The following is a 22,011-nucleotide window of genomic DNA, read 5'->3' as shown; positions in this document are numbered from 1 at the left end:
TGTGAGTTTCCCCGGCGGTCCTGAGATACGGGCGAGAAGTGGCCAGTATGGTGGTGCGCGCCGCCGAGCTGCCCGCGTGAGGTCGTGACGGGCGGCGGAGCCAACCGGGAGAACCTGCCTTGAGTCGTGAAACTGACACTCCGTCCTCCGGGCCCAACGGGCGCGGCGGAGCCGCCTACCCGTCGGGCACGCCGCCCTACGGCACCCCGACGGTCTCCAGTGACGGCACGGACGCGGGCCGCTCGGCCACGCGGCCGGAGGAACGCAAGACCGAGACCACGCTGACGACCCGGATCCGGATCAACATCCCCGGATCGCGGCCCATTCCGCCGGTCGTCGTGCGCAAGCCCGTCACGGAGGCGGAGAGCCCCGCCGGCACCGACACGCAGGGTGAGGCACCCGCGGCGCCGCACACCGCAGCCCCCCGGAGCGCGGCTCCGGGTGCGGGCACGGGCGCGGGCGCGGGTGAGTCTGCTGCCGAGGACAAGCCGACCAGCGACTGGTTCGCGCCCCGCAAGTCCGGCACGGGCCCGGGCGGTCAGGGCGGCGGCTCCACCAACGGGGCCGGTCTGCCGGGCGGTTCCGCCCCGGCGGCCGGCGGTACCGGTGCGGGCGGCCCCGGTTCGGGCGGACCCGGCGCGTCCGGGCCCGGCACGACCGGTGGAGCACGTCCGGGTGCCGCACGGCCCGGCGGTGTGGTCGGCTCCATGGGCGCGCCGGGCGGCTCCCGGCCCGGCGGCACGAACGGCGCCGGGCTCCCGGGCGGTGCGACCGGCGGCCCCGTCGCCCCCGGGCACGGCGGCGGCACGGGCTCCTTCGACGTCACCGAGGCTCTGGCGGCGGGCTCCCTGGGCAACGGCTCGCGCTCCACCCCGGGCGGCGGCGAACCGCGCCGTGACGACCTGCCGTACTTCTCGGAGAACGGCAGCGGCGGCCCGAACCCGGCCAACGGCTTCCGCGAGCCGGGCGCTCCCGGCGGTCCCGGGGCCCAGGGCCCGGCCGGCCCGACGGGCGGGCCGGTGACCGGAGACGGACCGATGACGCCGCCGACGGGCGGCCCCGGCGGGCCCGCGGCCTACAACGAGCCCGGCGGCCCCGGTGCCTTCGGTGGCGAGCAGGGCGGGCGTCCCGGAGGACCGGGCGGGCCGGGCGTACCCGGCGCGTTCCACGAGCCCGGCGTCCCCGGTGGCCCTGGCGCCCCCGGCGCCTTCGACGCACCCGGCGGTCCCGGTACCCCCGGCGGCCCCGGCGGTTTCAACGCCCCCGGCGGTCAGGGCGCCCCCTTCGGCGCCCCGGGCACGCCCGGCGGCCCCGAGGCGTTCGACGACCCCGGCAGGCCCGGCGGCCCCGGTGCCATAGGCGGCGGCCCCGGCGCACCCGGAGCCCCCGGCGGCAGTTCCGCCCCCGCAGGCCCGGGGGGTGGCCTGAGCGACGACACCGCTGTCCTCACTCCCCAGAAGCCGGCCCCCGAGCCCCCGGACGGCCAGGGCTACGGCCCCCGGCACGACAACGTCTCCGGGGACACCGTCACCAGCGGCATCCCGGTCGTACAGCCCGGCGCGGCCTCGCCGTTCGGCCCGGGCGCGCCCGGAGACGGCCCGGTGCCGCACACGGCCCCGAAGCTGCCCGAGCCCGTCTCGCCGCCCCCGGCGAGCTCCGCCAAGGCGCCCAAGAAGAAGGGCCGCAACAAGCTCGTGCTGCTCGCGGCCGCCGTGATCGTCGCCGGCGGCGGCCTGTACGGCGCCGGCCTGCTGATGAACCGCACCGACGTGCCCAAGGGCACCACCGTGCTCGGCGTCGACATCGGCGGCACCACCCGCGACGGCGCGGTCCAGAAGCTCGACGAGGCCTTCGACGACCGCGTCGGCAAGGAGCTGAAGCTGTCGGTGGGCGGCAGGACGGTCGCCCTGGACCCGGACAACGCGGGCCTGCAGTTCGACATGGACGCCACCGCCGACGCCGCTGCCAAGAGCGACTACAACCCGGTCTCCGTGATCGGCTCGCTGTTCGGCAACCACCGGGTCGTCGCCCCGGAGATGCCCGTCGACGAGGAGAAGCTGCACGCCGCCCTGGAGAGCGCGGCCGGCAGGTCCGGCTCGGTCACCGAGGGCACCATCAAGTTCCAGAACGGCAAGGCCGTCCCCGTCTACGGCAAGGCGGGCCAGGGCATCGACCTCGCCAAGTCCACCGCGGCGGTGGAGCAGGCGTACCGCACCCAGGTGGAGACCGGGTCGGCCGGCACGGTCGCCGTCCCGACCACCACCCAGCAGCCGACCGTCTCGAACGCCGAGGTCGACCGGGTGCTGAAGGACTTCGCGCAGCCCGCGATGTCGGCCAAGGCCATCGTGCAGACCGACGCGGCGCACAGCATCCCGTTCGGTTCGCTGTCGCTGCCGAAGATCCTCGGGTTCAAGGCCGTCGACGGCAAGCTCGTCGAGACGTACGACCTGAAGGCGCTCAAGGAGGCGTACGGCACGACCTTCGACGGCGTGCAGATCGAGACCGCCACCGGCAAGCGTGAGGTCCTGCCGCAGGACGTCGTCTCCGCGCTGCGCAAGGCGTTGCGCGGCAAGACGACGGCGGAGCGCACCGCGGTCATCGACACCACCCCGAACTGACCGCCGCACGCGCGACGAAGCCCCCTGCCCGCGACCGGGCAGGGGGCTTCGTCGCGCACGATCGCCGGGCCGGCCCCGGGGCGACCGGCCGCCCCCGCCCGGCGACGGGACCGCGACGGCGACCGGCGTCAGTTCAGCATCGCCCGGGCCGCCGAGGCCTCCCCCCGCACCCGCTCGGCCGCCCGCTCGTCCACGGCCTCCACGACCTCCGCGTAGGACTCCAACTCCGTGGCGCCGCCGAGGAAGTCGCCCCGCCGCACCAGCAACTGCGCCCGTTCGTAGCGCAGCCGGGCCGGGTGCGAGGGCAGCAGCAGGGACAACTCCACCGCCCACAGCGCCACATCGGACCGTTCCGGCCGGGCCGCGGCCCACGCCCGTACGTTGTTCAGGATCCGCATCACCACGTCCAGCGGATCGGCCGGGCCCAGCATCGCCGCGTCCAGCCGCGTTCCCGTCGCCCCGGCCACCAGCAGTTCCGCGTCCGCCCCGCTCAGCACCCGCCCGCCGTCGAACGGGTCCGCCAGCACCTGCCCCTCCTCGGGCCCGAACCCGACCACGAAGTGCCCCGGCAGGGCCACGCCGTACACCGGAGCCCCCGCCCGCCGCGCCACCTCCATCCACACCACGGACAGCAGGATCGGCAGCCCCCTGCGCCGCACCAGCACCTCGTGCAGCAGCGAGGACTCCAGCCGCTGGTAGTCCGCCGGAGTGCCGTGGAACCCCAGCCGCTCGCCGAGCAGCTCCCGCAGGGCCACCGCCCACGCCCGCGGCCCCCCGGGCCGGAACGGCAGCAGCCCGGCGAGGCGGTCCAGTTCGACCTGCGCGGCGTCCAGGCCCGCCTCGTCCAGCTCACGGTCCGCCTCCGCACCCACCAGCAGGCACAGCGTCGACAGATCGGGCCGTTCGGACCGGGCCTCTTCGGCGAAGCGCCGCCGCAGCTCGGCGGAGCGCTCCGGGGACGGGGGGTACGGGGGACGCATGGCTGGCTCGTGCCCTCTCACGACGATCGGTTACCGGCCTGCGGGCCACCGGCGTCATCCGGGGCCCGGTAGTGGTGGTACGCGTGGTGCGCGGCGAAGCCCATCCCGGCGTACAGGGCCCGCGCCGCCGCGTTGTCGGCCTCCACCTGGAGCCAGGCGGCCGACGCGCCCTCGTCGAGCGCCCGCCGGGCCAGCGCGGCCATGACGGCCGTACCGAGGCCCCGGCGCCGCTGCGCGGGGTCGACCTCGACGGCGGCGAACCCGGCCCACCGCCCGTCGACCACGCACCGCCCGATGGCGGCCGGCTCCGCGGGGCCGGGCACGGTCGCGAACCACACCGACGGTCCGGCGCCGAGCACCCGCAACGCCACCTCGCTCACCCCCTTGCGCTGATAGCGGGCCAGCCAGGCCTCGTCGGCCTCCCGGGACAGGGCGACGCCCGCCGGGTCACCGAGGTCGGCGATCGGCGCCAGCGGCCCCACCCACAGCTCGGCGGTCACCTCGCGCACCCAGCCCCGCCGCTCCAGCTCGGCGCAGAGCAGCTCCTGCGCGCCCTCGGCGCCGGTCGCGGTCTGGACGTAGGCCGGCAGCCCGCGCGCCGCGTACCAGCGCCGTACGGCGGCGAGCGCCTCGTCCAGCGGCACCCCCGGGTCGCCGAGCGGCAGCACCGAATTGGCCCGCCGTGTGAACCCGGAGGCGGCCCGCAGCTCCCAGTCGCCGAGCCGCTCGCTCTCCACGGGCCGCCAGGCCCGCGCGGCGACCCGGCCCAGTTCCTCGCAGGAGGCGGCCGGACCGCGGCGACGCGCCGGGGCGGCGGGCACGATCTTGCCCGCGACCAGCGTGGATTCCGCGATGCGGACGCTTTCGCCGCTCCTCCGTGTGATCAGCAGCACACCGTTGTCCCATGATGTGAGAACACCGACCGTATCGGTGAACTTCTCACCCGGGGCACCATGTTCGATCAAGCTCCGGACGGAGACCCGTTTGCCCACGTCAGCAGCGGTGATACGGACCTCCAGTCGCCCGGCGGCAGAGATTTCCACAGGTCAGTTCACCCCTCCTGTTCGGATCATGCCCAGGAACGGAGATACTAGGGGCGGGCATCGACGACGCCGCGCTCCCGCGCGCCAGGCGGCGGAGCCTGAGGAGGCCCGCCAGCGCCCTATCGAGGAGGAACGACAGCGTGACCTACGTCATCGCGCAGCCTTGTGTCGACGTCAAGGACAAGGCGTGCATCGAGGAGTGCCCGGTCGACTGCATCTACGAGGGCCAGCGGTCCTTGTACATCCACCCGGACGAATGCGTCGACTGCGGGGCCTGTGAGCCGGTCTGCCCGGTCGAGGCCATCTTCTACGAGGACGACACTCCCGAGGAGTGGAAGGACTACTACAAGGCGAACGTCGAGTTCTTCGACGAGCTCGGTTCGCCCGGCGGCGCCAGCAAGCTGGGGCTGATCGAGCGCGACCATCCCTTCGTCGCCGCGCTGCCGCCGCAGAACCAGTAAGAGCGGCCCGCACCAGCGCCGCCTCGGTCCCGTACGGCCCGATCAGCCCGCTGATCGCCGTAGGGGGCCGAGGCGTTTGCCGTGGCCCGGCGCGTACCGGCCAGAAAGTGAGCCAGAACCCGTGTCCGCAGTCTCCGACCGCCTCCCCACCTTCCCCTGGGACAAGCTGGCGCCGTACAAGACCACGGCCGCCGCCCACCCGGACGGCATCGTGGACCTGTCCGTCGGCACCCCGGTCGACCCGGTCCCCGAGCTGATCCAGAAAGCGCTGGTCGCGGCGGCGGACTCGCCGGGCTATCCGACCGTCTGGGGCACGCCCGAGCTGCGCGACGCGATCACCGGCTGGGTCGCCAGGCGCCTCGGCGCCCGGGACGTCACCCACCACCACGTCCTGCCGATCGTCGGCTCCAAGGAACTCGTCGCCTGGCTCCCCACGCAGCTGGGCCTCGGCCCCGGCGACCGGGTGGCCTTCCCGCGGCTGGCCTACCCGACGTACGAGGTGGGCGCCCGCCTGGCCCGCGCCGCGTACGAGGTCTACGACGACCCGACCGAGCTGGACCCCGAGGGCCTGAAGCTCCTCTGGCTGAACTCGCCGTCCAACCCGACGGGCAAGGTCCTGTCCCGGCAGGAGCTGACCCGGATCGTCGCGTGGGCCCGCTCGCACGGCGTCCTGGTCTTCTCCGACGAGTGCTACCTGGAGCTGGGCTGGGAGGCCGACCCGGTCTCGGTGCTGCACCCGGACGTCAACGGCGGCTCCTACGACGGCATCGTCGCCGTCCACAGCCTGTCCAAGCGCTCCAACCTCGCCGGCTACCGCGCCGCCTTCCTGGCCGGTGACCCGGCGGTGCTCGGCCCGCTCCTGGAGATCCGCAAGCACGGCGGCATGATGACGTCCGCGCCGACGCAGGCCGCGGTCGTTGCGGCCCTCGGCGACGACGAGCACGTGCGGGTCCAGCGCGAGCGCTACGCCGCCCGCCGCACGCTGCTGCGCGAGGCACTCCTCGCCCACGGCTTCCGCATCGAGCACAGCGAGGCGAGCCTCTACCTGTGGGCGACGCGGGGCGAGTCCTGCTGGGACACCGTGGCCCACCTGGCGGAGCGGGGCATCCTCGTCGCGCCGGGCGACTTCTACGGCCCCGCGGGCGCGCAGTTCGTCCGCGTGGCCCTGACGGCGACGGACGAGCGGGTGGCGGCGGCCGTACGGCGCCTGTGACCGCCCGCCCCGGTGCACGCCGAAGGGGTCCGGGGAAGCTTCCCCGGACCCCTTCGGCGCCGTGGCGCGGTGTCAGCCGACCGGCAGGCCCTTGACCGGCAGCGAGTCCGCGGTGGGCACGCCGCCCTTGGTGAGGGAGTCCGTCGGCAGACCGCCCTTGGCCGAACCGGCGGCCTCGCCGACGAGCTGCCCGGCGGAGCCGGCCGCGTCACCGGCCGTCTTCTGGGCCACGGGGGTGGTCTTCTTGACCGCCTTGCCGCCGGTCTTGCCCGCGGCCGGCACCGCCTTCTTCACGGCCTTGCTGCCGGTGTCACCCGCGGCCTGGGTGACGTTCTGCGCGGCGCCGTCGACGGTGTTGCCGACGTTCGCCCCGTCCAGGGCGGTCAGCCCACCGAGGTTCGGGGTGGCGGGCAGCTCGGGCGCCGCGCTGGCGGAGCCGGCCGCACCGACCCCGGCAGCCGCTCCCGCAGCGACGATCAGCGCGGCACGGGCGATCCGGCGGGTCAGGGGGAGGGACATGGTGCTCCTTCGACGGGAGGAAACAGTGAGCTTCGTGAAGTGTCCGACCCGGTCGGGGAGTTGATCGACTGGCTGTTGATCGCCCCGGCTCGGACGCAGTGACTACCGCTCGAAGCCCGCGAAGGTTGCGGCACCGCAACGTAAAGAGTTGGTAATGCGTCGCATTATCGGCTGCGGATAAAAACGGGCAAAGAGGCCCCCTCGGGAATGTGTGCGGAATGCTTCCCGCCCTTTGTTCCCAAGGGATTCCCGCGCGCGGGGGATGAGGGTGTGCAGGCCCGCGCCGACCGTCGCCGCGCCGCGCACGGGTAACCCCCGGGGGTGAGTGCCCGCACCCCTGCGCGATCTAGCGCATCGTGACGATCCGGACCGCCTCCGCGGTCCGCTCCGCCCCCGCCGTGCCCTCGGCCGGGGCGGCCCGCCACTCGCGCGCGGTGTTCCCGGCGACCCACTCCCGCCCCGCGTACGTCACCCGCGCGATGTGCAGCTCGGAGGCGTTGGCCACGGCCCAGTGCGCCAGCTGCCAGCCGCGCCGCTCCGGGTCCCGCCCGCCCGCGGGGCTCGTCCCGGCGTCCACCGGCAGCGTCACCGTCCGGCCGCCGGACCCGCCCGTGGCGCTCGGGGAGGGCGTGGGCGCGGCCGCGGACGAGCCGTCCACCTGCGCGCCGGCCGGCTCCAGCACATCGCGCCCGAAGTCGCGCGCCAGCGCGGCACGCACCCCGTCCGGGCCCGACGCCCGGGTCGCGGCCGGCCGGCCCTCGCAGGTCAGCGTGGCCGCGGACTGGCCGGTCAGGGCCGCGGCGAGCAGCGCGGCGTCCGGCTCGTGCTTGGCGTACGCCTGCGGGAAGCCGCTGCGCTGCACACGCTGGGCGGCGACGGTCAGCGGCAGCCGCGTGTACCCGGGCACCTTGACCAGGTGGTCGTAGAACTCGCCCGCCGAGTACGTCGGGTCCATGATCTCCTTCGGCGTGCCCCAGCCCTGTGAGGGCCGCTGCTGGAACAGGCCGAGCGAGTCACGGTCGCCGTGGTCGATGTTGCGCAGCGCCGACTCCTGCAGCGCGGTCGCCAGCGCGATGGTCACGGCCCGTTCGGGCAGGCCGCGCGCGGTCCCGACGGCGGTGATCGTCGCCGCGTTCACCGCCTGCTCGGGCGTGAACTCGTACGACGCCCCGTCGCCCTTGCCGGAGACGACGGTGCAGCCCGGCCCGCCGGAACCCCCGGTGACGTACTGCACGACGAGGTAACCGGCCACCGCGAGCAGGGCCACGAAGGCGGCCCCGCATCGGAAGAGGCGGCCACGACGCTTGGGAGAGGACGGCTCTGGCACGCCGTACAAGGTACTGGAGAGTACGGAGTCGCATGAGCCCGGTGGGAAGACTGTGCGCAGGGCAACGCGCGTTAGGGTCGACGGCATGGCCGACACCTCCCTTGACCTCACGCTGGACGCCGCGGAGCTCACCGCCCGGCTCGTCGACTTCCGCTCCGAGAGCGGCACCGAGAAGCCGCTCGCGGACGCGATCGAGACCGCGCTGCGCGCGCTGCCCCACCTGACGGTCGACCGGTACGGGAACAACGTCGTCGCCCGCACGCACCTGGGCCGCGCCGAGCGGGTCGTCCTGGCCGGCCACATCGACACCGTCCCGATCGCGGACAACGTCCCCTCCCGGCTCGACGAGGACGGCGTCCTGTGGGGCTGCGGCACCTGCGACATGAAGTCGGGCGTCGCGGTGCAGCTGCGCATCGCGGCCACCGTCCCGGCTCCCAACCGCGACCTGACCTTCGTCTTCTACGACAACGAGGAGGTCGCGGCCGAGCTCAACGGCCTCAAGCACGTCTCCGAGGCGCACCCCGAGTGGCTGGCGGGCGACTTCGCCGTCCTGCTGGAACCCTCCGACGGCCAGGTCGAGGGCGGCTGCCAGGGCACCCTGCGGGTGCTGCTGCGCACCGAGGGCGAGCGGGCCCACTCGGCGCGCGGCTGGATGGGCTCCAACGCGATCCACGCCGCCGCCCCGATCCTCGCCCGGCTGGCCTCCTACGAACCGCGGTGGCCGGTCATCGACGGCCTGGAGTACCGCGAGGGCCTCAACGCCGTCGGCATCACCGGGGGAGTGGCCGGCAACGTCATCCCCGACGAGTGCGTGGTCACCGTCAACTTCCGCTACGCGCCCGACCGCACCCCCGAGGAGGCCGTGGCGCACGTCCGGGAGGTCTTCGCGGACTGCGGCGTCACCGGCTTCGAGGTCGTCGACCACAGCGCCGCGGCGATGCCGGGCCTGTCCCACCCGGCGGCGAAGGCGTTCATCGAGGCCGTCGGCGGCACCCCGATGCCGAAGTACGGCTGGACCGACGTCTCCCGCTTCTCGGCCCTGGGCGTCCCGGCGGTCAACTACGGCCCGGGCAACCCCCACCTGGCGCACAAGCGGGACGAGCGCGTGGAGGTCGCGAAGATCCTCGCCGGCGAGGAGCGCCTGCGGAACTGGCTGACCGCCTGAGACCGCCCGGAGCGCTTCGTGTTTACGGCGCTGGATCGCGGACATGCTCACGTCCCTCGTTCGTAACCCGCGTGGATCTACGCTGAGGTGGAAAGACAGGCACGACGGAGGGAGCGCACATGGCGACCGGCAACCCCGAGGGGAAGAAGCAGCCGCCGGAGGAGAAGCGCCAGGGGCCGGTCCTCCGGCGGCGGGACCAGGCGCAGGGCAGCACCTCCGATCAGCGGCTGCTGGACGAGCGGGCCCCCTCCGACTGGGTCCACACCGACCCCTGGCGGGTGCTGCGCATCCAGTCGGAGTTCATCGAGGGCTTCGGCGCGCTCGCCGAACTCCCTCCCGCGATCAGCGTGTTCGGCTCGGCCCGGACCCCGGCGGACTCGCCCGAGTACGACGCGGGCGTACGGCTGGGCCGGGGCCTGGTGGAGGCGGGCTTCGCGGTCATCACGGGCGGCGGCCCCGGCGCGATGGAGGCGGCCAACAAGGGCGCCCTGGAGGCCCGGGGCATCTCGGTCGGCCTCGGCATCGAGCTGCCGTTCGAGCAGGGCCTGAACCCGTACGTCGACATCGGCCTGAACTTCCGCTACTTCTTCGTGCGGAAGATGATGTTCGTCAAGTACGCGCAGGGTTTCGTGGTCCTGCCCGGTGGGCTCGGCACCCTCGACGAGCTCTTCGAGGCCCTCACCCTCGTCCAGACCCAGAAGGTGACCCGCTTCCCGATCGTCCTGTTCGGCACCGCGTACTGGGGCGGCCTGGTCAGCTGGCTGCGTGAGACGGTGATCGCCCAGGGCAAGGCGGCCGAGAAGGACCTGCTGCTGTTCCACGTCACGGACGACGTGGACGAGGCGGTGGCCCTGGTGTCGAAGGAGGCCGGCCGCTAGGCCGAGTCCGACCTGGGCCGTGTGGAGTCCGGGGGGCGCGCACCGCCCCCTGGCCCCCTGCTAGGCGAGCCCGCGTCGCGCGACGGACGGCACCCGATGCCCCGCGATCGCCGCGACCATGTCCAGCACCTGCCGCGTCTCGGCGACCTCGTGCACCCGGTACACCTGCGCCCCCAGCCACGCCGAGACGGCCGTCGTCGCCAGCGTGCCGACCAGCCGCTCCGTGACGGGCCGGTCCAGCGTCTCGCCGACGAAGTCCTTGTTGGACAGCGACACCAGCACCGGCCACCCCGTGGCGACCATCTCCTCCAGCCGCCGCGTCGCCTCCAGACTGTGCCGGGTGTTCTTGCCGAAGTCGTGCCCCGGGTCGATCATGATCGACTCCCGCGGTACCCCCAGGGCCAGCGCCCGTTCGGCCAGCCCGACCGTCACCCGCAGGATGTCGGCCATGACGTCGTCGTACTCGATCCGGTGCGGCCGGGTCCGCGGGCGGGCGCCCCCGGCGTGCGTGCACACCAGCCCCACCCCGTGGCGCGCGGCGACCTCCGCGAGGCCCGGGTCCACCCCGCCCCACGCGTCGTTCAGCAGGTCGGCACCCGCCTCGCACACGGCCTCGCCGACCTCGGCCCGCCAGGTGTCCACACTGATGACCACGTCCGGGAACCGGCGCCGCACCTCCGCGACGAACCCGACCGTCCGCCGGGCCTCCTCCTCGGCCGTGACCTCCTCGCCCGGCCCGGCCTTGACCCCGCCGATGTCGATGATCGCGGCCCCTTCGGCCACCGCCCGCTCCACGCGGGCCAGGGCCGGCTCGTCGTGGAAGGTGGCACCCCGGTCGTAGAAGGAGTCAGGGGTCCGGTTCACGATCGCCATGATCACCGGCTCGTGCGGCCCGAATTCCCGCTTGCCCAGCCTGAGCATCCCCTGTGACCTTCCCTGGTACGTCCCGTCTTCCGCCGCCTGCGACCCTAACGGGCGCGGGCACATGGCACGATCGGAGCCTGACAACATCCGACTCGGAGTGCTGGGCGACTCCGATCCGTCCGACCGTGGGGGCCCCGCGATGGTTATGTTCCTGTTCCTGGTCGTCGCGCTCGCCGTCGTGGTCGGCGCGGTGACCCTCGCGGTGGTGGGCGGCGGCGACAACGGCCCGCTCCCCGAGGCGGCCCCCGAGCGGCTGCGGGACCCGCTGCCGCCGGACCGCCCGGTCAGCCGCGCCGACGTGGAGGACCTGCGCTTCCCGCTGGCCGCCCGCGGCTACCGCATGGCCGACGTCGACGACGCCCTCAGCCGCCTGGGCGCGGAACTCGCCGAGCGCGACGCCCGGATCGCCGACCTGGAGTCGGCCCTGGCGGGCGCCCGCGCGTCCTCCTCGCACGCCCCGCTGCACGCGCCCGGCGAGCACCGGGTGTCCATGGACAAGCCCGCCCCGGGGCAGGAGGACCGGCCGTGAGCGACGGCGCCGCCCTCCTGGGCCCGGACGGCGAACCCCGCTGCCCCTGGGCCCTGTCCGCCCCCGAGTACGTGGCCTACCACGACGAGGAGTGGGGCCGCACGGTCCACGGCGACGACGCGCTGTTCGAGCGGCTCAGTCTGGAGGCCTTCCAGTCCGGCCTGTCCTGGATCACGATCCTGCGCCGCCGCCCGGGCTTCCGCGCCGCGTTCGCCGACTTCAGGATCGCCTCGGTGGCCGCCTTCACGGACGAGGACCGCGAGCGGCTGCTGGCCGACGCCGGCATCATCCGCAACCGCGCCAAGATCGACGCGACCCTCGCCAACGCCCGGGAGCTGGCGACCTGGTCCCCGGGCGAGCTGGACGCCCTCATCTGGTCGCACGCCCCGGACCCGGCGGGCCGCCCGGCCCCGAAGACCCTCGCGGACGTCCCGCCCGTCACCCCGGAGTCGACGGCCCTGTCCAAGGCGCTCAAGAAGCGCGGGCTCCGCTTCGTGGGCCCGACGACGGCGTACGCCCTGATGCAGGCGTGCGGCCTGGTGAACGATCACCTTCAGACGTGCACGGCCCGGAGCGCCCCGTGAGGGGCGCGCCGGGCCGGCCCCGGGCCCTCACCGGCCCAGGTACTTGGGCTTCTCCTTGTTGACGAAGGCCTGCACCGCGATCGCGTGGTCCTCGGAGGACCCGGCCCGCGTCTGCAGCTCGTCCTCCTTCTCCAGCGTCTCCTCCAGCGAGTGCGTCAGCCCGAAGGCCACCGACTCCTTCAGCGCCGCGTACGCCACGGTCGGCCCCCCGGCCAGCGCCCGCGCCACCTTCTCGGCCTCCGCCCGCAGCTCCGCGGCCGGTACCAGCCGGTTCGCGATCCCCAGCTCGTACGCCTCCTGCGCGCCGATGTTCCGCGGGAAGAGCAGCAGGTCGGCGGCGCGCCCCGGTCCGACGACCCGCGGCAGCGTCCAGGAGATCCCGGAGTCCGCGGTCAGCGCGACGCCCGCGAACGACGTGTTGAACGCCGCCGTGTCCGCCACGACCCGGTAGTCCGCCGCGAGCGCGAACCCGAAGCCGGCCCCCGCCGCCACCCCGTTCACGGCGGCGACCACCGGCTTCGCCGCCCCGGCCAGGGCCCGCACGATGGGGTTGTAGTGCTCCCGCACCGTGCTCATCGTCTGCCCCGAACCGGACTCCCGGTCGGCGGCCAGCAGCCCGATGTGCTCCTTGAGGTCCTGCCCGACGCAGAACGCCCGCTCGCCCGCCGCGGTCAGCAGCACCGCCCGTACCGCGGCGTCGCCCGCCGCGGACTCGACCGCCTCCCGCAGCGCGACCTTGGTCGCCACGTTCAGCGCGTTCATCGCCTCCGGGCGGTTCAGCGTGATCGTCGCGAGCCCGTCGCTCACCTCGTAGAGCACGGTGTCGGCCATGGCGTATCCCCTCCGCGTCGCGGCTCGGGGACGTACCCACTGGTACGTCCCGGTCTGCAGGACAGCATGACGGAGATCGCCGGCGCGGAACCGGAGCGCCCGTGTGACCTGCGTCAAAGAATTCTCGTCCGGATTCCTTCGGCAGACGTGTGTGCGGGGGCGGAGTATCGCAGTCTCATCGCCGAATTGAGTGGTTTTGCTCGCGTGCGTTGCCCAAGCGATGCCGACCGATGTTGGTCATCGGGTCCTGAGATGCGGGATAATGGCTTGGAAGCAATGTGTTCGATGCCGGTGTCGCGTGTCCTGCCACAAGGAACCGCACGTGTGCCCTTCTTCAGGGCCGTCGGCTTTGACTGAGCTGGGTTTCAGGAAGGGGTACGAGCATGGCGGCCATGAAGCCGCGGACGGGTGATGGCCCGCTCGAGGTGACCAAGGAGGGGCGGGGCATCGTCATGCGCGTTCCGCTCGAAGGCGGCGGTCGGCTCGTCGTCGAGCTGACCCCGGACGAGGCCGACGCCCTGGGCGACGCCCTCAAGAAGGTCGTCGGCTGACGCGCAAGCGACCATACCCTTTCAGCTGCCCCGGCATCACATGAGGTGCCGGGGCGGCTGTTTTCTCACCCATGACTGCGCCTGCCCAGGCTTCGGCGGCGCTAACGTGCCCGGGGGCTAGCGCTTCACGGCGCACAGCAGACCGTCGCCCACCGGCAGCAGGGACGTCACCAGTTCCTGGCTCTCGCGCACCGCGCGCAGCAGTTCCCGCAGCCGCAGCACCTCGGTGGGCTGCGGACCGGAGTCCACCGTCCGGCCGTTCGCGAAGGCGCCCTCGAACACGACGAGCCCGCCGGTCCGCAGCAGACGCAACGATTCAGCGAGGTAGTCCATGACCTCCTGCCGGTCGCCGTCGCAGAAGACCAGGTCGTAGCCGGCGTCCGCGAGGCGGGGCAGCACGTCCAGGGCGCGGCCCGGGATGAAGCGCGCCCGGTTGCTGGCGAAGCCGGAGGCGCGGAAGGCCTGCCGGGCGAACTGCTGGTGCTCCGGCTCGGGGTCCACGGTCGTCAGGACACCGTCGGGCCGCATGCCGTGCAGCAGGTGGATCCCGGAGACACCGCAGCCGGTGCCGATCTCGGCGACGGCCTTGGCGTCGACGGAGGCGGCCAGCAACCGCAGCGCGGCGCCCGTGCCGGGCGACACCGAGCGCAGCCCTGCCTCACGGGCCCGGTCCCGGGCCCAGTGCAGCGCTTCGTCCTCGGCGACATAGGCGTCGGCGAACGCCCAGCTCGTCTGCCGGTTGCCGGTAATGACCCTCTCCTGTCCCCGTGGATGCCTGGGCGTGACTGTATCCGTTGGGCTCGGGAACCCGCAGATGGGACCGGTCGTTTAAAGGGATGAGCGAGCGGCGCGGGCCGGGACGGGGGGCAGGCAGTGGATATGGACGCCGAGCAAGTGCCGACGCAGCAGTACGAGGCGTATCAGCCCAGATCAAATTCTCGTAAAACCGCTTATCCGGTCCTAACGGGCGAGGTGGCTATGGTAGGGGCTCCACTGGACACCACCAGAGCTGACAGGGGAGGTGCGGCCGCGCCTGTGGATCGGGGAGGAGTGCTCCGGCGCTTCCTCGGATCGGCGGGCAGGCCGACATCCGTGAACGACACTGCTGACCACAGCCACGCCGCAGGCTCCGCCCAGACCGCGACCTTCGCCACCGACGCGGACGGGCAGGCGTGGACTCCGCCCACGTGGGAGGAGATCGTCAGCACGCACAGCGGGCGGGTCTACCGGCTCGCCTACCGCCTCACCGGCAACCAGCACGACGCGGAGGACCTCACGCAGGAGGTCTTCGTCCGCGTCTTCCGCTCCTTGTCGACCTACACGCCGGGCACCTTCGAGGGCTGGCTGCACCGCATCACCACGAACCTGTTCCTGGACATGGTCCGCCGCAAGCAGCGCATCCGTTTCGACGCCCTCGGCGACGACGCGGCCGAGCGGCTGCCCAGCAAGGAGCCCACCCCCCAGCAGGTGTTCAACGACGCCCACTTCGACGCGGACGTCCAGCAGGCCCTCGACACCCTCGCCCCCGAGTTCCGCGCCGCGGTCGTCCTGTGCGACATCGAGGGACTGTCCTACGAGGAGATCGCCGCGACCCTGGGCGTCAAGCTCGGCACGGTCCGCTCGCGTATCCACCGCGGCCGTTCCCAGCTGCGCAAGGCCCTCGCGCACCGCTCCCCGGAGGCGCGCGCCGAGCGCCGCTCCTTCGTGCCCCGCATCCCCGCCCTGGGAGGAGGGGGCGCGAGCGCGTGAGCGGATCACAGCCCAAAGCTTCCGAGGGACACCTCGCAGAGCAGCACCTTGGAGACCGACTGTCCGCCCTGGTGGACGGAGAGCTCGGTCATGACGCGCGCGAGCGCGTGCTGGCGCACGTGGCCACCTGCCCGAAGTGCAAGGCGGAGGTGGACGCCCAGCGCCGGCTGAAGAACGTCTTCGCGGAGGCGGCCCCGCCGCCCCCCTCCGAGAGCTTCCTGGCCCGCCTGCAGGGACTACCCGCGGGCGGCGGCCCGGACGGTGAGCTGCCGCCGGGCGGCCCGGGGCTGCCCGGCGGGCTGTCGGGGCGGTTCGGCTCGTCCGGGGCGTTCCCCGCCAAGCGCGGTGAGCGGTTCGACTTCGGCTACGCCCCGTCCCGACCGCATCTCTCCCCCCTGCCGTCCTCCGCGGGGAGGGGTCTCGCGGCGGGTGAGCGCGGCCTTCCCGCCGACCAGGGCGGTCTCCCCCCGGGCAGCCGCGGCTTCCGCATCCACGACGTCGGCCGGTCCGACCCGGACCGCTCGTCCTCGCGGCTGCGGTTCGCCTTCGTCGCCGCCGGGGCGGTGTCCCTGGCCGCGATCGCGCTCGGCGGTGTCACCGCGGGCACCCCGACCGACACGGAGGCCCGGAGCGGCTCGGGCTCGGGAAGCAACGTGACGCCGATGCGCACGCAGGGCACGGGTGCCGCGACGGCTCCCGACTCCCAGCGCCGCCGCGGCGCGGGACCGCTGCTCGGACAGGTGCACGGCCAGCACCCGCTCGGCCAGACCGCGGTCGCCCCGACCGAGGTGGCCGCGCCGCTGCTCCCCGGAGTGCCGCCGCCCTCCTCCGCCCGGCACGGCGCCGTGCACGCGCTGACCGCACCGGTGGTGGCCGGTGCCGCCGCCATGTCCCCGCTGATACGTCCGCTGGAGGCGGCCCCGCCGGCCGTCCTGACCTCCTGGTCGGCGCTCCCCGAGATCACCGCGCCCCTGCTGGCCGTGCCGCTGCCGGAGGCGGCCCCGTCCCCCTCGGCCCCCGCTTCCTCGCGCACGGCCCGCTGACCGGCCTCTGCGCACCGGCCCGCGAACCTGATTGAATCCGGGGGTGGTGCCCGCGGCCGAGCTGTGTCCGGGCGCCGATTCGACGAACTGCGGCCACCGCTGACGAGCCGTGCCGCGGCTGTGCTGTGGGGAGAGCATGAACGAGGGGAAGCCCACGAAAGCGAAGTGGTGGGGTCGTCCACGGCCGCAGGACCCCGCGGGAGCGGAGCCGCCGGCCGACGAGACGCCCGCCCCGGCCAGGGACACCGGGGGAGACTTCGAACTGGCCCGCCCCGAGGCCCGGCAGGACGAGGACACGGGCGACTACGAACTGCGCCACCCGGACGCCGCGTCGATGCCGCCCGGGGGTGCGGCGGAGTCCCGTGAGGTGGGGGCCCTTGCGGAATGGGCGCCCGAGGTGGCTCCTGCCGGGAGCGTGGCAGGGACGCCCGGGGTGACGCCTGCCGAGGGCGCGGCAGAGGCCGCCAGGACGGTGCCTGCCGAGGACGCGACGGGGGCGCCCGAGGTGGCGTCCGCCGGGAGCGCGGTGGGGTCCTCCGAGGCGGTTTCCGCCGGGATCGGGGCAGGGCGCCCCGAGTCGGTGTCCGCAGGACGGGCAGCAGGGTCCTCGGAGGCGGATGCCGCGGTCGACGCGGGCCGGGCTCCCGAGTCCGTGTCCGCCGACAGCGCGGGCCGGGCTCCCGGGACTGTGTCCGCCGGGAACGCGGCAGGGTCCCCCGAGGTGGATGCCGAGGGCTATGCGGGCCGAGTTTCCGAGGTGGATGCCGCAGGCAATGCGGGCCGGGTGCCCGAGGTGGATGCCGCAGGCTATGCCGACCGGGCTCCCGAGGTGGCCTCCGACGCGAGCGCGGCCCGGGTCCCCGGGACGGACTTCTCCGGGAACGCGGCCGGATCCCCCGAGGCGGATGCCGAAGGCTTTGCGGGCCGGGCTCCCGAGGCGGTTTCCGCCCGGGGCGGTGACAGTGGCGCTGTCGGTACCGCCGGGAGCCCTGCCACCGTGCCCGCCGTGCCCGCTCAGGACGCCCCCAGGCCTCTGCACGACCCCGACCCCTACAGCACCCCGCCCTACGGCGAACCGGGCCCCTGGGCGCCCGCGCCGCCCGTCCAGCACCCGGCGGCGGCTCAGGCTCAGGGCATGGCGACTCCGGCGCAGGGCATGGCGGCCGTGCCGGACGCGCAGGGAGCCCCTGTCGCGCACGGCACGCCGGTGCCGTCGCCGTCAGGCGCTCCGGCGCCAGGAGCCCCGGCCCCGGCTCCGGGCGTTCCGGCGCCCGCCCCGGGTGTCCCGCACCCGGCCCCGGGCGTTCCGGCGCCCGCCCCGTACGTGCCGGCTCCCGGCGGCCCGGCGCCGGTTCCGGGCCAGGCGCCGTCCCCGAGCATCCCGGCATCGGTTCCGGGCCAGGCGCCGTCCCCGAGCATCCCGGCACCGGTTCCGGGCCAGGCGACGCCCCCGGGCATCCCGGCACCCGCCCCCGCCGGTTTCGCCGACGCCCCCACCCCCGATCCCTGGCGCCGCTACGACCCCTGGGCGGCTCCCGGCCCCCTGCAGCAGACCGGGGCGCCGGTCCCGGGCACCGAGCAGCGGCGCAGGCGTGGCAGGAAGGCGCTGGTGCTCGGGGCCGTCGCGCTGGCCCTGGTCTCCGGAGGCATCGGCGGGCTCGTGGGGACGTACCTGGAGCGCAACGGCGGCGTCGGGACGGTCGAGTTGCCGCAGGCCGGGAAGGAGGCCGTCGCGCGGGACGCGGACAGTGTGGCCGGGATCGCCGGACGGGCCCTGCCCAGCGTGGTCACGCTGCATGTGAGCGGCTCAGGCGAGCAGGGCACCGGCACCGGCTTCGTGCTCGACACCCGCGGCCACATCCTCACCAACAACCACGTCGTGCGGCCCGCCGGGACCACCGGCGAGATCACCGTCACCTTCAACGGCGGGGAGACCGCCGAGGCCGAGCTGGTCGGCCGGGACAGCGGCTACGACCTCGCGGTCGTGAAGGTGAAGGGCGTCAGCGGCCTCACCCCGCTGCCCCTCGGCAACTCGGACAGCGTGCAGGTCGGCGACCCGGTCGTGGCCATCGGCGCGCCCTTCGACCTGGCCGGAACCGTCACCTCCGGCATCATCAGCGCCAAGCAGCGGCCCATCACGGCCGGCGGCGACAAGGGCGACGGCAGCGACATGTCGTACGTCGACGCGCTGCAGACCGACGCGCCCATCAACCCCGGCAACTCCGGCGGCCCCCTGCTCGACTCCAAGGGCCGGGTCGTCGGTATCAACTCGGCCATCCGCTCGGCCGGGGGCGGCTCCGACCCGGACAGCGGCCAGTCGGGCTCGATAGGTCTCGGGTTCGCCATACCCATCAACCAGGGCAAGCGCGTCGCCGAGGAGCTGATCAACACGGGCAGGGCGACCCACCCGGTGATCGGCATCACGCTGGACATGGACTACACGGGTGACGGCGCCCGTGTCGACACGGAGGGCAGCGAGGGCGGGCCGCCGGTCACCGCGGGCGGCCCGGGCGCCAGGGCCGGCATCAAGGCGGGCGACGTCATCACCGAGGTCGACGGCCGGCGGATCCACTCCGGCGAGGAGCTGATCGTCAAGACGCGTGCGCACCGCCCGGGCGACCGGCTGGAGCTGACCGTGGAGCGCGGCGGCAAGGCGCGGACGGTCTCGCTCGTCCTCGGATCCTCGGGCGGCTGACCCCCATGCGGTCCGGCCCGTGCGAAGACGACGCATCGAGTCCCACCAGGGGCCGATCAGGCAAACAACCGGGAAAGCGCTCCCACTCCCCGTACGCAGAGGTCTCGGGACGGTACCGGTCGGACAGGATCGCCGGGTACCGTGGAGCCGGCCCGGACCACGGCAAGACCCGCACCGACCACACCGAGGGCCGAGGACCGAGGACATCGCAAGGAGCTTCAGGTGTTCAATGACATAGGACCGCTCGAGCTGGTGACGCTCATCGTCCTCGCCGTGCTCGTCTTCGGTCCGGACAAGCTCCCCAAGGTCATCCAGGACGTGACGCGCACGATCCGGAAGATCCGTGAGTTCTCGGAGAGCGCGAAGAACGACATCCGCGAGGAACTGGGCCCCGAGTTCAAGGACTTCGAGTTCGAGGACCTGAACCCCAAGACGTTCATCCGCAAGCAGCTGGACAACGAGGACCTGGGGCTCAAGGAGATCCGCAACGGCTTCGACCTGAAGAAGGAGATGGCCGAGGTCACCGACGCCGTGCACGGCCGTGACTCCGACGGGACCTCCTCGTCCGCCGGCGCCGGTTCGTCCGGTGGCCGTATCGACATGACCAAGAAGCCCGAGACCCCCGACCGGGACGACCGTCCACCCTTCGACGCGGACGCCACCTGAGCGGACGCGCCGGGGAGCGGCGCCCCGGCGCGCGTGACGCGTTTCATACTCCGGTCGGGCTGTCTACGGCCTGAACGAGGCGCCCGTGCGGCCCACGCGCCGGGCGGTTTCCCTGCTGCTCGCGGCGGTGTGGCTATGCTGCCGAGTTGTTGTGCGAACCGGTCGAGTACGCCCGAAGGGGGGCGGGCCGCCCGGTTCGACGAGAGCGAGGAGGGCTCGGGCACATGGAGACGACGAGTGGGGCAGTCGCGCAGGCGCCGGCCGCGGAGGGCGGACAGCAGCTCCCCTCCGCGCGGCGCACGGTCGACGGCTACCTGCGCGCGCCCTTCCCGTGGTACGGCCTCGACGAGGCCTTCACGGGGCCGCGCTGGCTGATGCAGGTCGGCACGACGGCCGACGGAGCCGTCGAACACGGGTCGATCGGGCACGGCGACGAACCCACGGTGCGCAACGAGCACGCGGCCGGGGGCGACCAGGAGTCCAAGGAGAAGTTCGCGGTCGTGGTGACCGTGGCGGCCAGCCCTTCGCGGCGCAGCGCCGACGGCACGGGCCTGCTGGAGGCCACGTCGGTGTCGTCGGCGGCCTGGCTCGCGGGGGTGGGGCTGCTGTCCTTCACCTGGCCCGGTCAGATGGACCACGCGCTGCGGGACGACTGGCTGGAGCAGCAGACCGAGACGGCCTGGGTGCTGGCCGACGACCTCGACGGGCCCGACTGGTCGACGCTGTCGCTGCCCGTGGACGGGGTGCCGACGGCGTTCCACTACCGGGAGTCGGAGTTCGGCTGGGTGCTCGCCGGTTCCACCTCGGCGGGCGTGCACGTCGGGGCGTACGGCAGGGGCATGAGCGCGTACGGGCTCGGCTTCGCCGTGGTGAAGGACATCGCCGCGTACGCGTGAGTTCTTTGGGGCGCCGGGTTTTCGGCGCCCCTTCGCCGTGGGGCCCCTTCGCCGTGGGGCCCCTTCGCCGTGGGGCCCCTTCGCCGTGGGGCTACGCCGCGCGGGCGGCTGCGGGTGCGATGTGGTGGCTCGCGCGGTTCCCCGTGCCCCTCAGGGCGCTCTGCCCCCGAGGGTGCTTCAGAACTTGTTCCGCGGGGTGATCCCCAGGGACAGGCCCGACAGGCCCCGCTGGCGGCCGCCCAGCTTGCCCGCGATCGCGCGCAGGGCCGAGCCCGCCGGGGAGTCCGGGTCCGTCAGGACGACCGGCTTGCCCTCGTCGCCGCCCTCGCGCAGGCGGACGTCGATCGGGATGTTGCCCAGCACCGGGACGGTGGTGCCGGTCGTGCGGGTCAGGCCGTCGGCGACCAGCTGGCCGCCGCCGGTGCCGAAGACGTCGACCATCTCGCCGCAGTGCGGGCAGGGCAGGCCGGACATGTTCTCGACCACGCCGACGATCTTCTGGTGGGTCTGGACGGCGATGGAGCCCGCGCGCTCGGCGACCTCGGCCGCCGCCTGCTGCGGAGTGGTGACGACCAGGATCTCCGCGTTCGGGACGAGCTGGGCGACGGAGATCGCGATATCGCCGGTGCCGGGCGGCAGATCCAGGAGCAGCACGTCCAGGTCGCCCCAGTACACGTCCGCCAGGAACTGCTGCAGGGCGCGGTGGAGCATCGGGCCGCGCCAGACGACCGGGGCGTTGCCCGGCGTGAACATGCCGATGGAGATGACCTTCACGCCGTTCGCCGACGGCGGCATGATCATGTTCTCGACCTGGGTGGGACGGCCGTCGGCGCCCAGCATGCGCGGCACGGAGTGGCCGTAGATGTCGGCGTCCACGACACCGACCCTGAGGCCGTCGGCCGCCATCGCCGCCGCCAGGTTGACCGTCACCGAGGACTTGCCGACGCCGCCCTTGCCGGAGGCGACCGCGTAGACCCGGGTCAGGTTGCCCGGCTTGGCGAACGGCACCTCGCGCTCGGTCTGGCCGCCGCGCAGGGCGGAGGCCAGCTCGCGGCGCTGCTCGTCGCTCATCACGTCCAGCGTGACGTCGACGCGGGTGACGCCCTCGACGCGGGAGACCGCCTCGGTCACGCGCTGCGTGATCGTGTCCCGCATGGGGCAGCCCGAGACCGTCAGGTACACGGTGACCGCGACCGCCCCGTCCGCGCCGATCTCCACGGATTTGACCATCCCGAGCTCGGTGATGGGCTTGTGGATCTCGGGGTCGTTCACCGTCGCCAGTGCCTCGCGCACCGCGTCTTCCGTAGCCATAGGGTCGATGGTACGGCGCCGTACCGGG

Annotated in this window: 21 protein-coding genes; 13 read left to right on the top strand and 8 right to left on the bottom strand. The window is 73.9% G+C overall.

Annotated features, from left to right (window positions below):
• Window positions 1-119: 119 nt before the first annotated feature.
• Entirely contained in the window at window positions 120-2,618 is a 2,499-nt protein-coding gene (locus ACPXCS_RS12120; protein ID WP_425946544.1) for a hypothetical protein, read from the top strand.
• A 128-nt stretch (window positions 2,619-2,746) separates the two neighbouring features.
• Here ACPXCS_RS12120 and ACPXCS_RS12115 read toward each other — a convergent pair whose 3' ends face one another.
• On the bottom strand, window positions 2,747-3,598 hold the full coding sequence (locus ACPXCS_RS12115) for a tetratricopeptide repeat protein (protein WP_425946543.1): 852 nt from the start codon (window positions 3,596-3,598) through the stop codon (window positions 2,747-2,749).
• 17 nt (window positions 3,599-3,615) lie between these two features.
• Window positions 3,616-4,641: a GNAT family N-acetyltransferase gene (locus ACPXCS_RS12110; protein ID WP_425946542.1), complete on the bottom strand. Its 1,026-nt coding sequence runs from the start codon at window positions 4,639-4,641 to the stop codon at window positions 3,616-3,618.
• Window positions 4,642-4,781: 140 nt separating this feature from the next.
• Between ACPXCS_RS12110 and fdxA the strand changes: the two genes are divergently transcribed.
• Together fdxA and ACPXCS_RS12100 are read left to right on the top strand one after the other, a co-directional pair.
• Window positions 4,782-5,102 carry a ferredoxin gene (gene fdxA / locus ACPXCS_RS12105; RefSeq protein ID WP_003973842.1) on the top strand — a complete coding sequence of 107 codons (321 nt, stop codon included), beginning with the start codon at window positions 4,782-4,784 and terminating at the stop codon, window positions 5,100-5,102.
• Window positions 5,103-5,223: 121 nt separating this feature from the next.
• Window positions 5,224-6,315 (top strand): bifunctional succinyldiaminopimelate transaminase/glutamate-prephenate aminotransferase, encoded by a 1,092-nt coding sequence (locus ACPXCS_RS12100; protein WP_425946541.1) that lies wholly within the window; start codon window positions 5,224-5,226, stop codon window positions 6,313-6,315.
• A 72-nt stretch (window positions 6,316-6,387) separates the two neighbouring features.
• On the opposite strand, the gene ACPXCS_RS12095 is transcribed toward ACPXCS_RS12100, so the two are convergent.
• Window positions 6,388-6,834, bottom strand: coding sequence for an ATP-binding protein (locus ACPXCS_RS12095; RefSeq protein ID WP_425946540.1), 447 nt, complete (start codon window positions 6,832-6,834; stop codon window positions 6,388-6,390).
• A 346-nt stretch (window positions 6,835-7,180) separates the two neighbouring features.
• Window positions 7,181-8,161, bottom strand: a complete 981-nt coding sequence (locus ACPXCS_RS12090) for a heavy metal transporter (RefSeq protein ID WP_425946539.1) — start codon at window positions 8,159-8,161, stop codon at window positions 7,181-7,183.
• A gap of 85 nt (window positions 8,162-8,246) precedes the next feature.
• On the opposite strand from ACPXCS_RS12090, the gene dapE reads away from it, so the two are divergent.
• A complete protein-coding gene (gene dapE / locus ACPXCS_RS12085) occupies window positions 8,247-9,326 on the top strand; it encodes a succinyl-diaminopimelate desuccinylase (RefSeq protein WP_425946538.1) in 1,080 nt (359 codons plus the stop codon).
• A gap of 119 nt (window positions 9,327-9,445) precedes the next feature.
• Window positions 9,446-10,204, top strand: coding sequence for a TIGR00730 family Rossman fold protein (locus ACPXCS_RS12080; protein ID WP_425946537.1), 759 nt, complete (start codon window positions 9,446-9,448; stop codon window positions 10,202-10,204).
• 60 nt (window positions 10,205-10,264) lie between these two features.
• Here the strand turns inward: ACPXCS_RS12080 and folP are convergent, their stop codons facing one another.
• Entirely contained in the window at window positions 10,265-11,125 is an 861-nt protein-coding gene (gene folP, locus ACPXCS_RS12075; protein ID WP_425946536.1) for a dihydropteroate synthase, read from the bottom strand.
• A gap of 148 nt (window positions 11,126-11,273) precedes the next feature.
• Here folP and ACPXCS_RS12070 point away from each other — a divergent pair, with 148 nt between their 5' ends.
• Together ACPXCS_RS12070 and ACPXCS_RS12065 are read left to right on the top strand one after the other, a co-directional pair.
• Window positions 11,274-11,657: a DivIVA domain-containing protein gene (locus tag ACPXCS_RS12070; RefSeq protein WP_425946713.1), complete on the top strand. Its 384-nt coding sequence runs from the start codon at window positions 11,274-11,276 to the stop codon at window positions 11,655-11,657.
• Window positions 11,654-12,241: a DNA-3-methyladenine glycosylase I gene (locus ACPXCS_RS12065; RefSeq protein WP_425946535.1), complete on the top strand. Its 588-nt coding sequence runs from the start codon at window positions 11,654-11,656 to the stop codon at window positions 12,239-12,241. The genes ACPXCS_RS12070 and ACPXCS_RS12065 overlap by 4 nt, the downstream gene beginning before the upstream one ends.
• Before the next feature lie 27 nt (window positions 12,242-12,268).
• Here the strand turns inward: ACPXCS_RS12065 and ACPXCS_RS12060 are convergent, their stop codons facing one another.
• A complete protein-coding gene (locus ACPXCS_RS12060) occupies window positions 12,269-13,072 on the bottom strand; it encodes an enoyl-CoA hydratase/isomerase family protein (RefSeq protein ID WP_425946534.1) in 804 nt (267 codons plus the stop codon).
• Between the two features lie 383 nt (window positions 13,073-13,455).
• On the opposite strand from ACPXCS_RS12060, the gene ACPXCS_RS12055 reads away from it, so the two are divergent.
• Window positions 13,456-13,623 carry a DUF3117 domain-containing protein gene (locus tag ACPXCS_RS12055; RefSeq protein ID WP_003966491.1) on the top strand — a complete coding sequence of 56 codons (168 nt, stop codon included), beginning with the start codon at window positions 13,456-13,458 and terminating at the stop codon, window positions 13,621-13,623.
• A gap of 117 nt (window positions 13,624-13,740) precedes the next feature.
• On the opposite strand, the gene ACPXCS_RS12050 is transcribed toward ACPXCS_RS12055, so the two are convergent.
• On the bottom strand, window positions 13,741-14,439 hold the full coding sequence (locus ACPXCS_RS12050; protein WP_425946712.1) for an O-methyltransferase: 699 nt from the start codon (window positions 14,437-14,439) through the stop codon (window positions 13,741-13,743).
• Between the two features lie 234 nt (window positions 14,440-14,673).
• On the opposite strand from ACPXCS_RS12050, the gene sigE reads away from it, so the two are divergent.
• The 5 genes from sigE to ACPXCS_RS12025 all read left to right on the top strand — a co-directional run bounded on the left by sigE (window position 14,674) and on the right by ACPXCS_RS12025 (window position 20,672).
• On the top strand, window positions 14,674-15,372 hold the full coding sequence (gene sigE / locus ACPXCS_RS12045; RefSeq protein WP_425946711.1) for an RNA polymerase sigma factor SigE: 699 nt from the start codon (window positions 14,674-14,676) through the stop codon (window positions 15,370-15,372).
• Window positions 15,369-16,415, top strand: coding sequence for a zf-HC2 domain-containing protein (locus tag ACPXCS_RS12040; RefSeq protein WP_425946533.1), 1,047 nt, complete (start codon window positions 15,369-15,371; stop codon window positions 16,413-16,415). The genes sigE and ACPXCS_RS12040 overlap by 4 nt, the downstream gene beginning before the upstream one ends.
• Window positions 16,416-17,412: 997 nt before the next feature.
• Window positions 17,413-19,110, top strand: coding sequence for a trypsin-like peptidase domain-containing protein (locus ACPXCS_RS12035; RefSeq protein ID WP_425970956.1), 1,698 nt, complete (start codon window positions 17,413-17,415; stop codon window positions 19,108-19,110).
• Window positions 19,111-19,332: 222 nt separating this feature from the next.
• The gene (locus ACPXCS_RS12030) at window positions 19,333-19,776 is read left to right on the top strand and encodes a sec-independent translocase (protein ID WP_425946531.1); all 444 of its coding nucleotides are present in this window, start codon (window positions 19,333-19,335) and stop codon (window positions 19,774-19,776) included.
• Window positions 19,777-20,000: 224 nt separating this feature from the next.
• Window positions 20,001-20,672 (top strand): hypothetical protein, encoded by a 672-nt coding sequence (locus tag ACPXCS_RS12025; protein WP_425946530.1) that lies wholly within the window; start codon window positions 20,001-20,003, stop codon window positions 20,670-20,672.
• A 177-nt stretch (window positions 20,673-20,849) separates the two neighbouring features.
• Here ACPXCS_RS12025 and ACPXCS_RS12020 read toward each other — a convergent pair whose 3' ends face one another.
• Window positions 20,850-21,983: an Mrp/NBP35 family ATP-binding protein gene (locus ACPXCS_RS12020; protein WP_425946529.1), complete on the bottom strand. Its 1,134-nt coding sequence runs from the start codon at window positions 21,981-21,983 to the stop codon at window positions 20,850-20,852.
• Window positions 21,984-22,011 lie beyond the last annotated feature (28 nt).

It is taken from the genome of Streptomyces sp. DT190, assembly GCF_049846985.1.
In the GTDB taxonomy this organism is placed as follows: Bacteria; Actinomycetota; Actinomycetes; order Streptomycetales; family Streptomycetaceae; genus Streptomyces.
The sequence above is the reverse complement of the archived record's forward strand: the minus strand, read 5'-3'. Positions and strand labels throughout refer to the sequence as shown.

What these genes read in the sequence shown, in the direction of transcription:
- dapE (WP_425946538.1), top strand. Translation starts at nt 8,247, where the DNA reads ATGGCCGACACCTCCCTTGACCTCACGCTGGACGCCGCGGAGCTCACC.
- ACPXCS_RS12055 (WP_003966491.1), top strand. Translation starts at nt 13,456, where the DNA reads ATGGCGGCCATGAAGCCGCGGACGGGTGATGGCCCGCTCGAGGTGACC.
- folP (WP_425946536.1), bottom strand. Translation starts at nt 11,125, where the DNA reads ATGCTCAGGCTGGGCAAGCGGGAATTCGGGCCGCACGAGCCGGTGATC.
- ACPXCS_RS12025 (WP_425946530.1), top strand. Translation starts at nt 20,001, where the DNA reads ATGGAGACGACGAGTGGGGCAGTCGCGCAGGCGCCGGCCGCGGAGGGC.
- ACPXCS_RS12060 (WP_425946534.1), bottom strand. Translation starts at nt 13,072, where the DNA reads ATGGCCGACACCGTGCTCTACGAGGTGAGCGACGGGCTCGCGACGATC.
- ACPXCS_RS12070 (WP_425946713.1), top strand. Translation starts at nt 11,274, where the DNA reads ATGTTCCTGTTCCTGGTCGTCGCGCTCGCCGTCGTGGTCGGCGCGGTG.
- ACPXCS_RS12020 (WP_425946529.1), bottom strand. Translation starts at nt 21,983, where the DNA reads ATGGCTACGGAAGACGCGGTGCGCGAGGCACTGGCGACGGTGAACGAC.
- ACPXCS_RS12080 (WP_425946537.1), top strand. Translation starts at nt 9,446, where the DNA reads ATGGCGACCGGCAACCCCGAGGGGAAGAAGCAGCCGCCGGAGGAGAAG.
- ACPXCS_RS12115 (WP_425946543.1), bottom strand. Translation starts at nt 3,598, where the DNA reads ATGCGTCCCCCGTACCCCCCGTCCCCGGAGCGCTCCGCCGAGCTGCGG.
- ACPXCS_RS12095 (WP_425946540.1), bottom strand. Translation starts at nt 6,834, where the DNA reads ATGTCCCTCCCCCTGACCCGCCGGATCGCCCGTGCCGCGCTGATCGTC.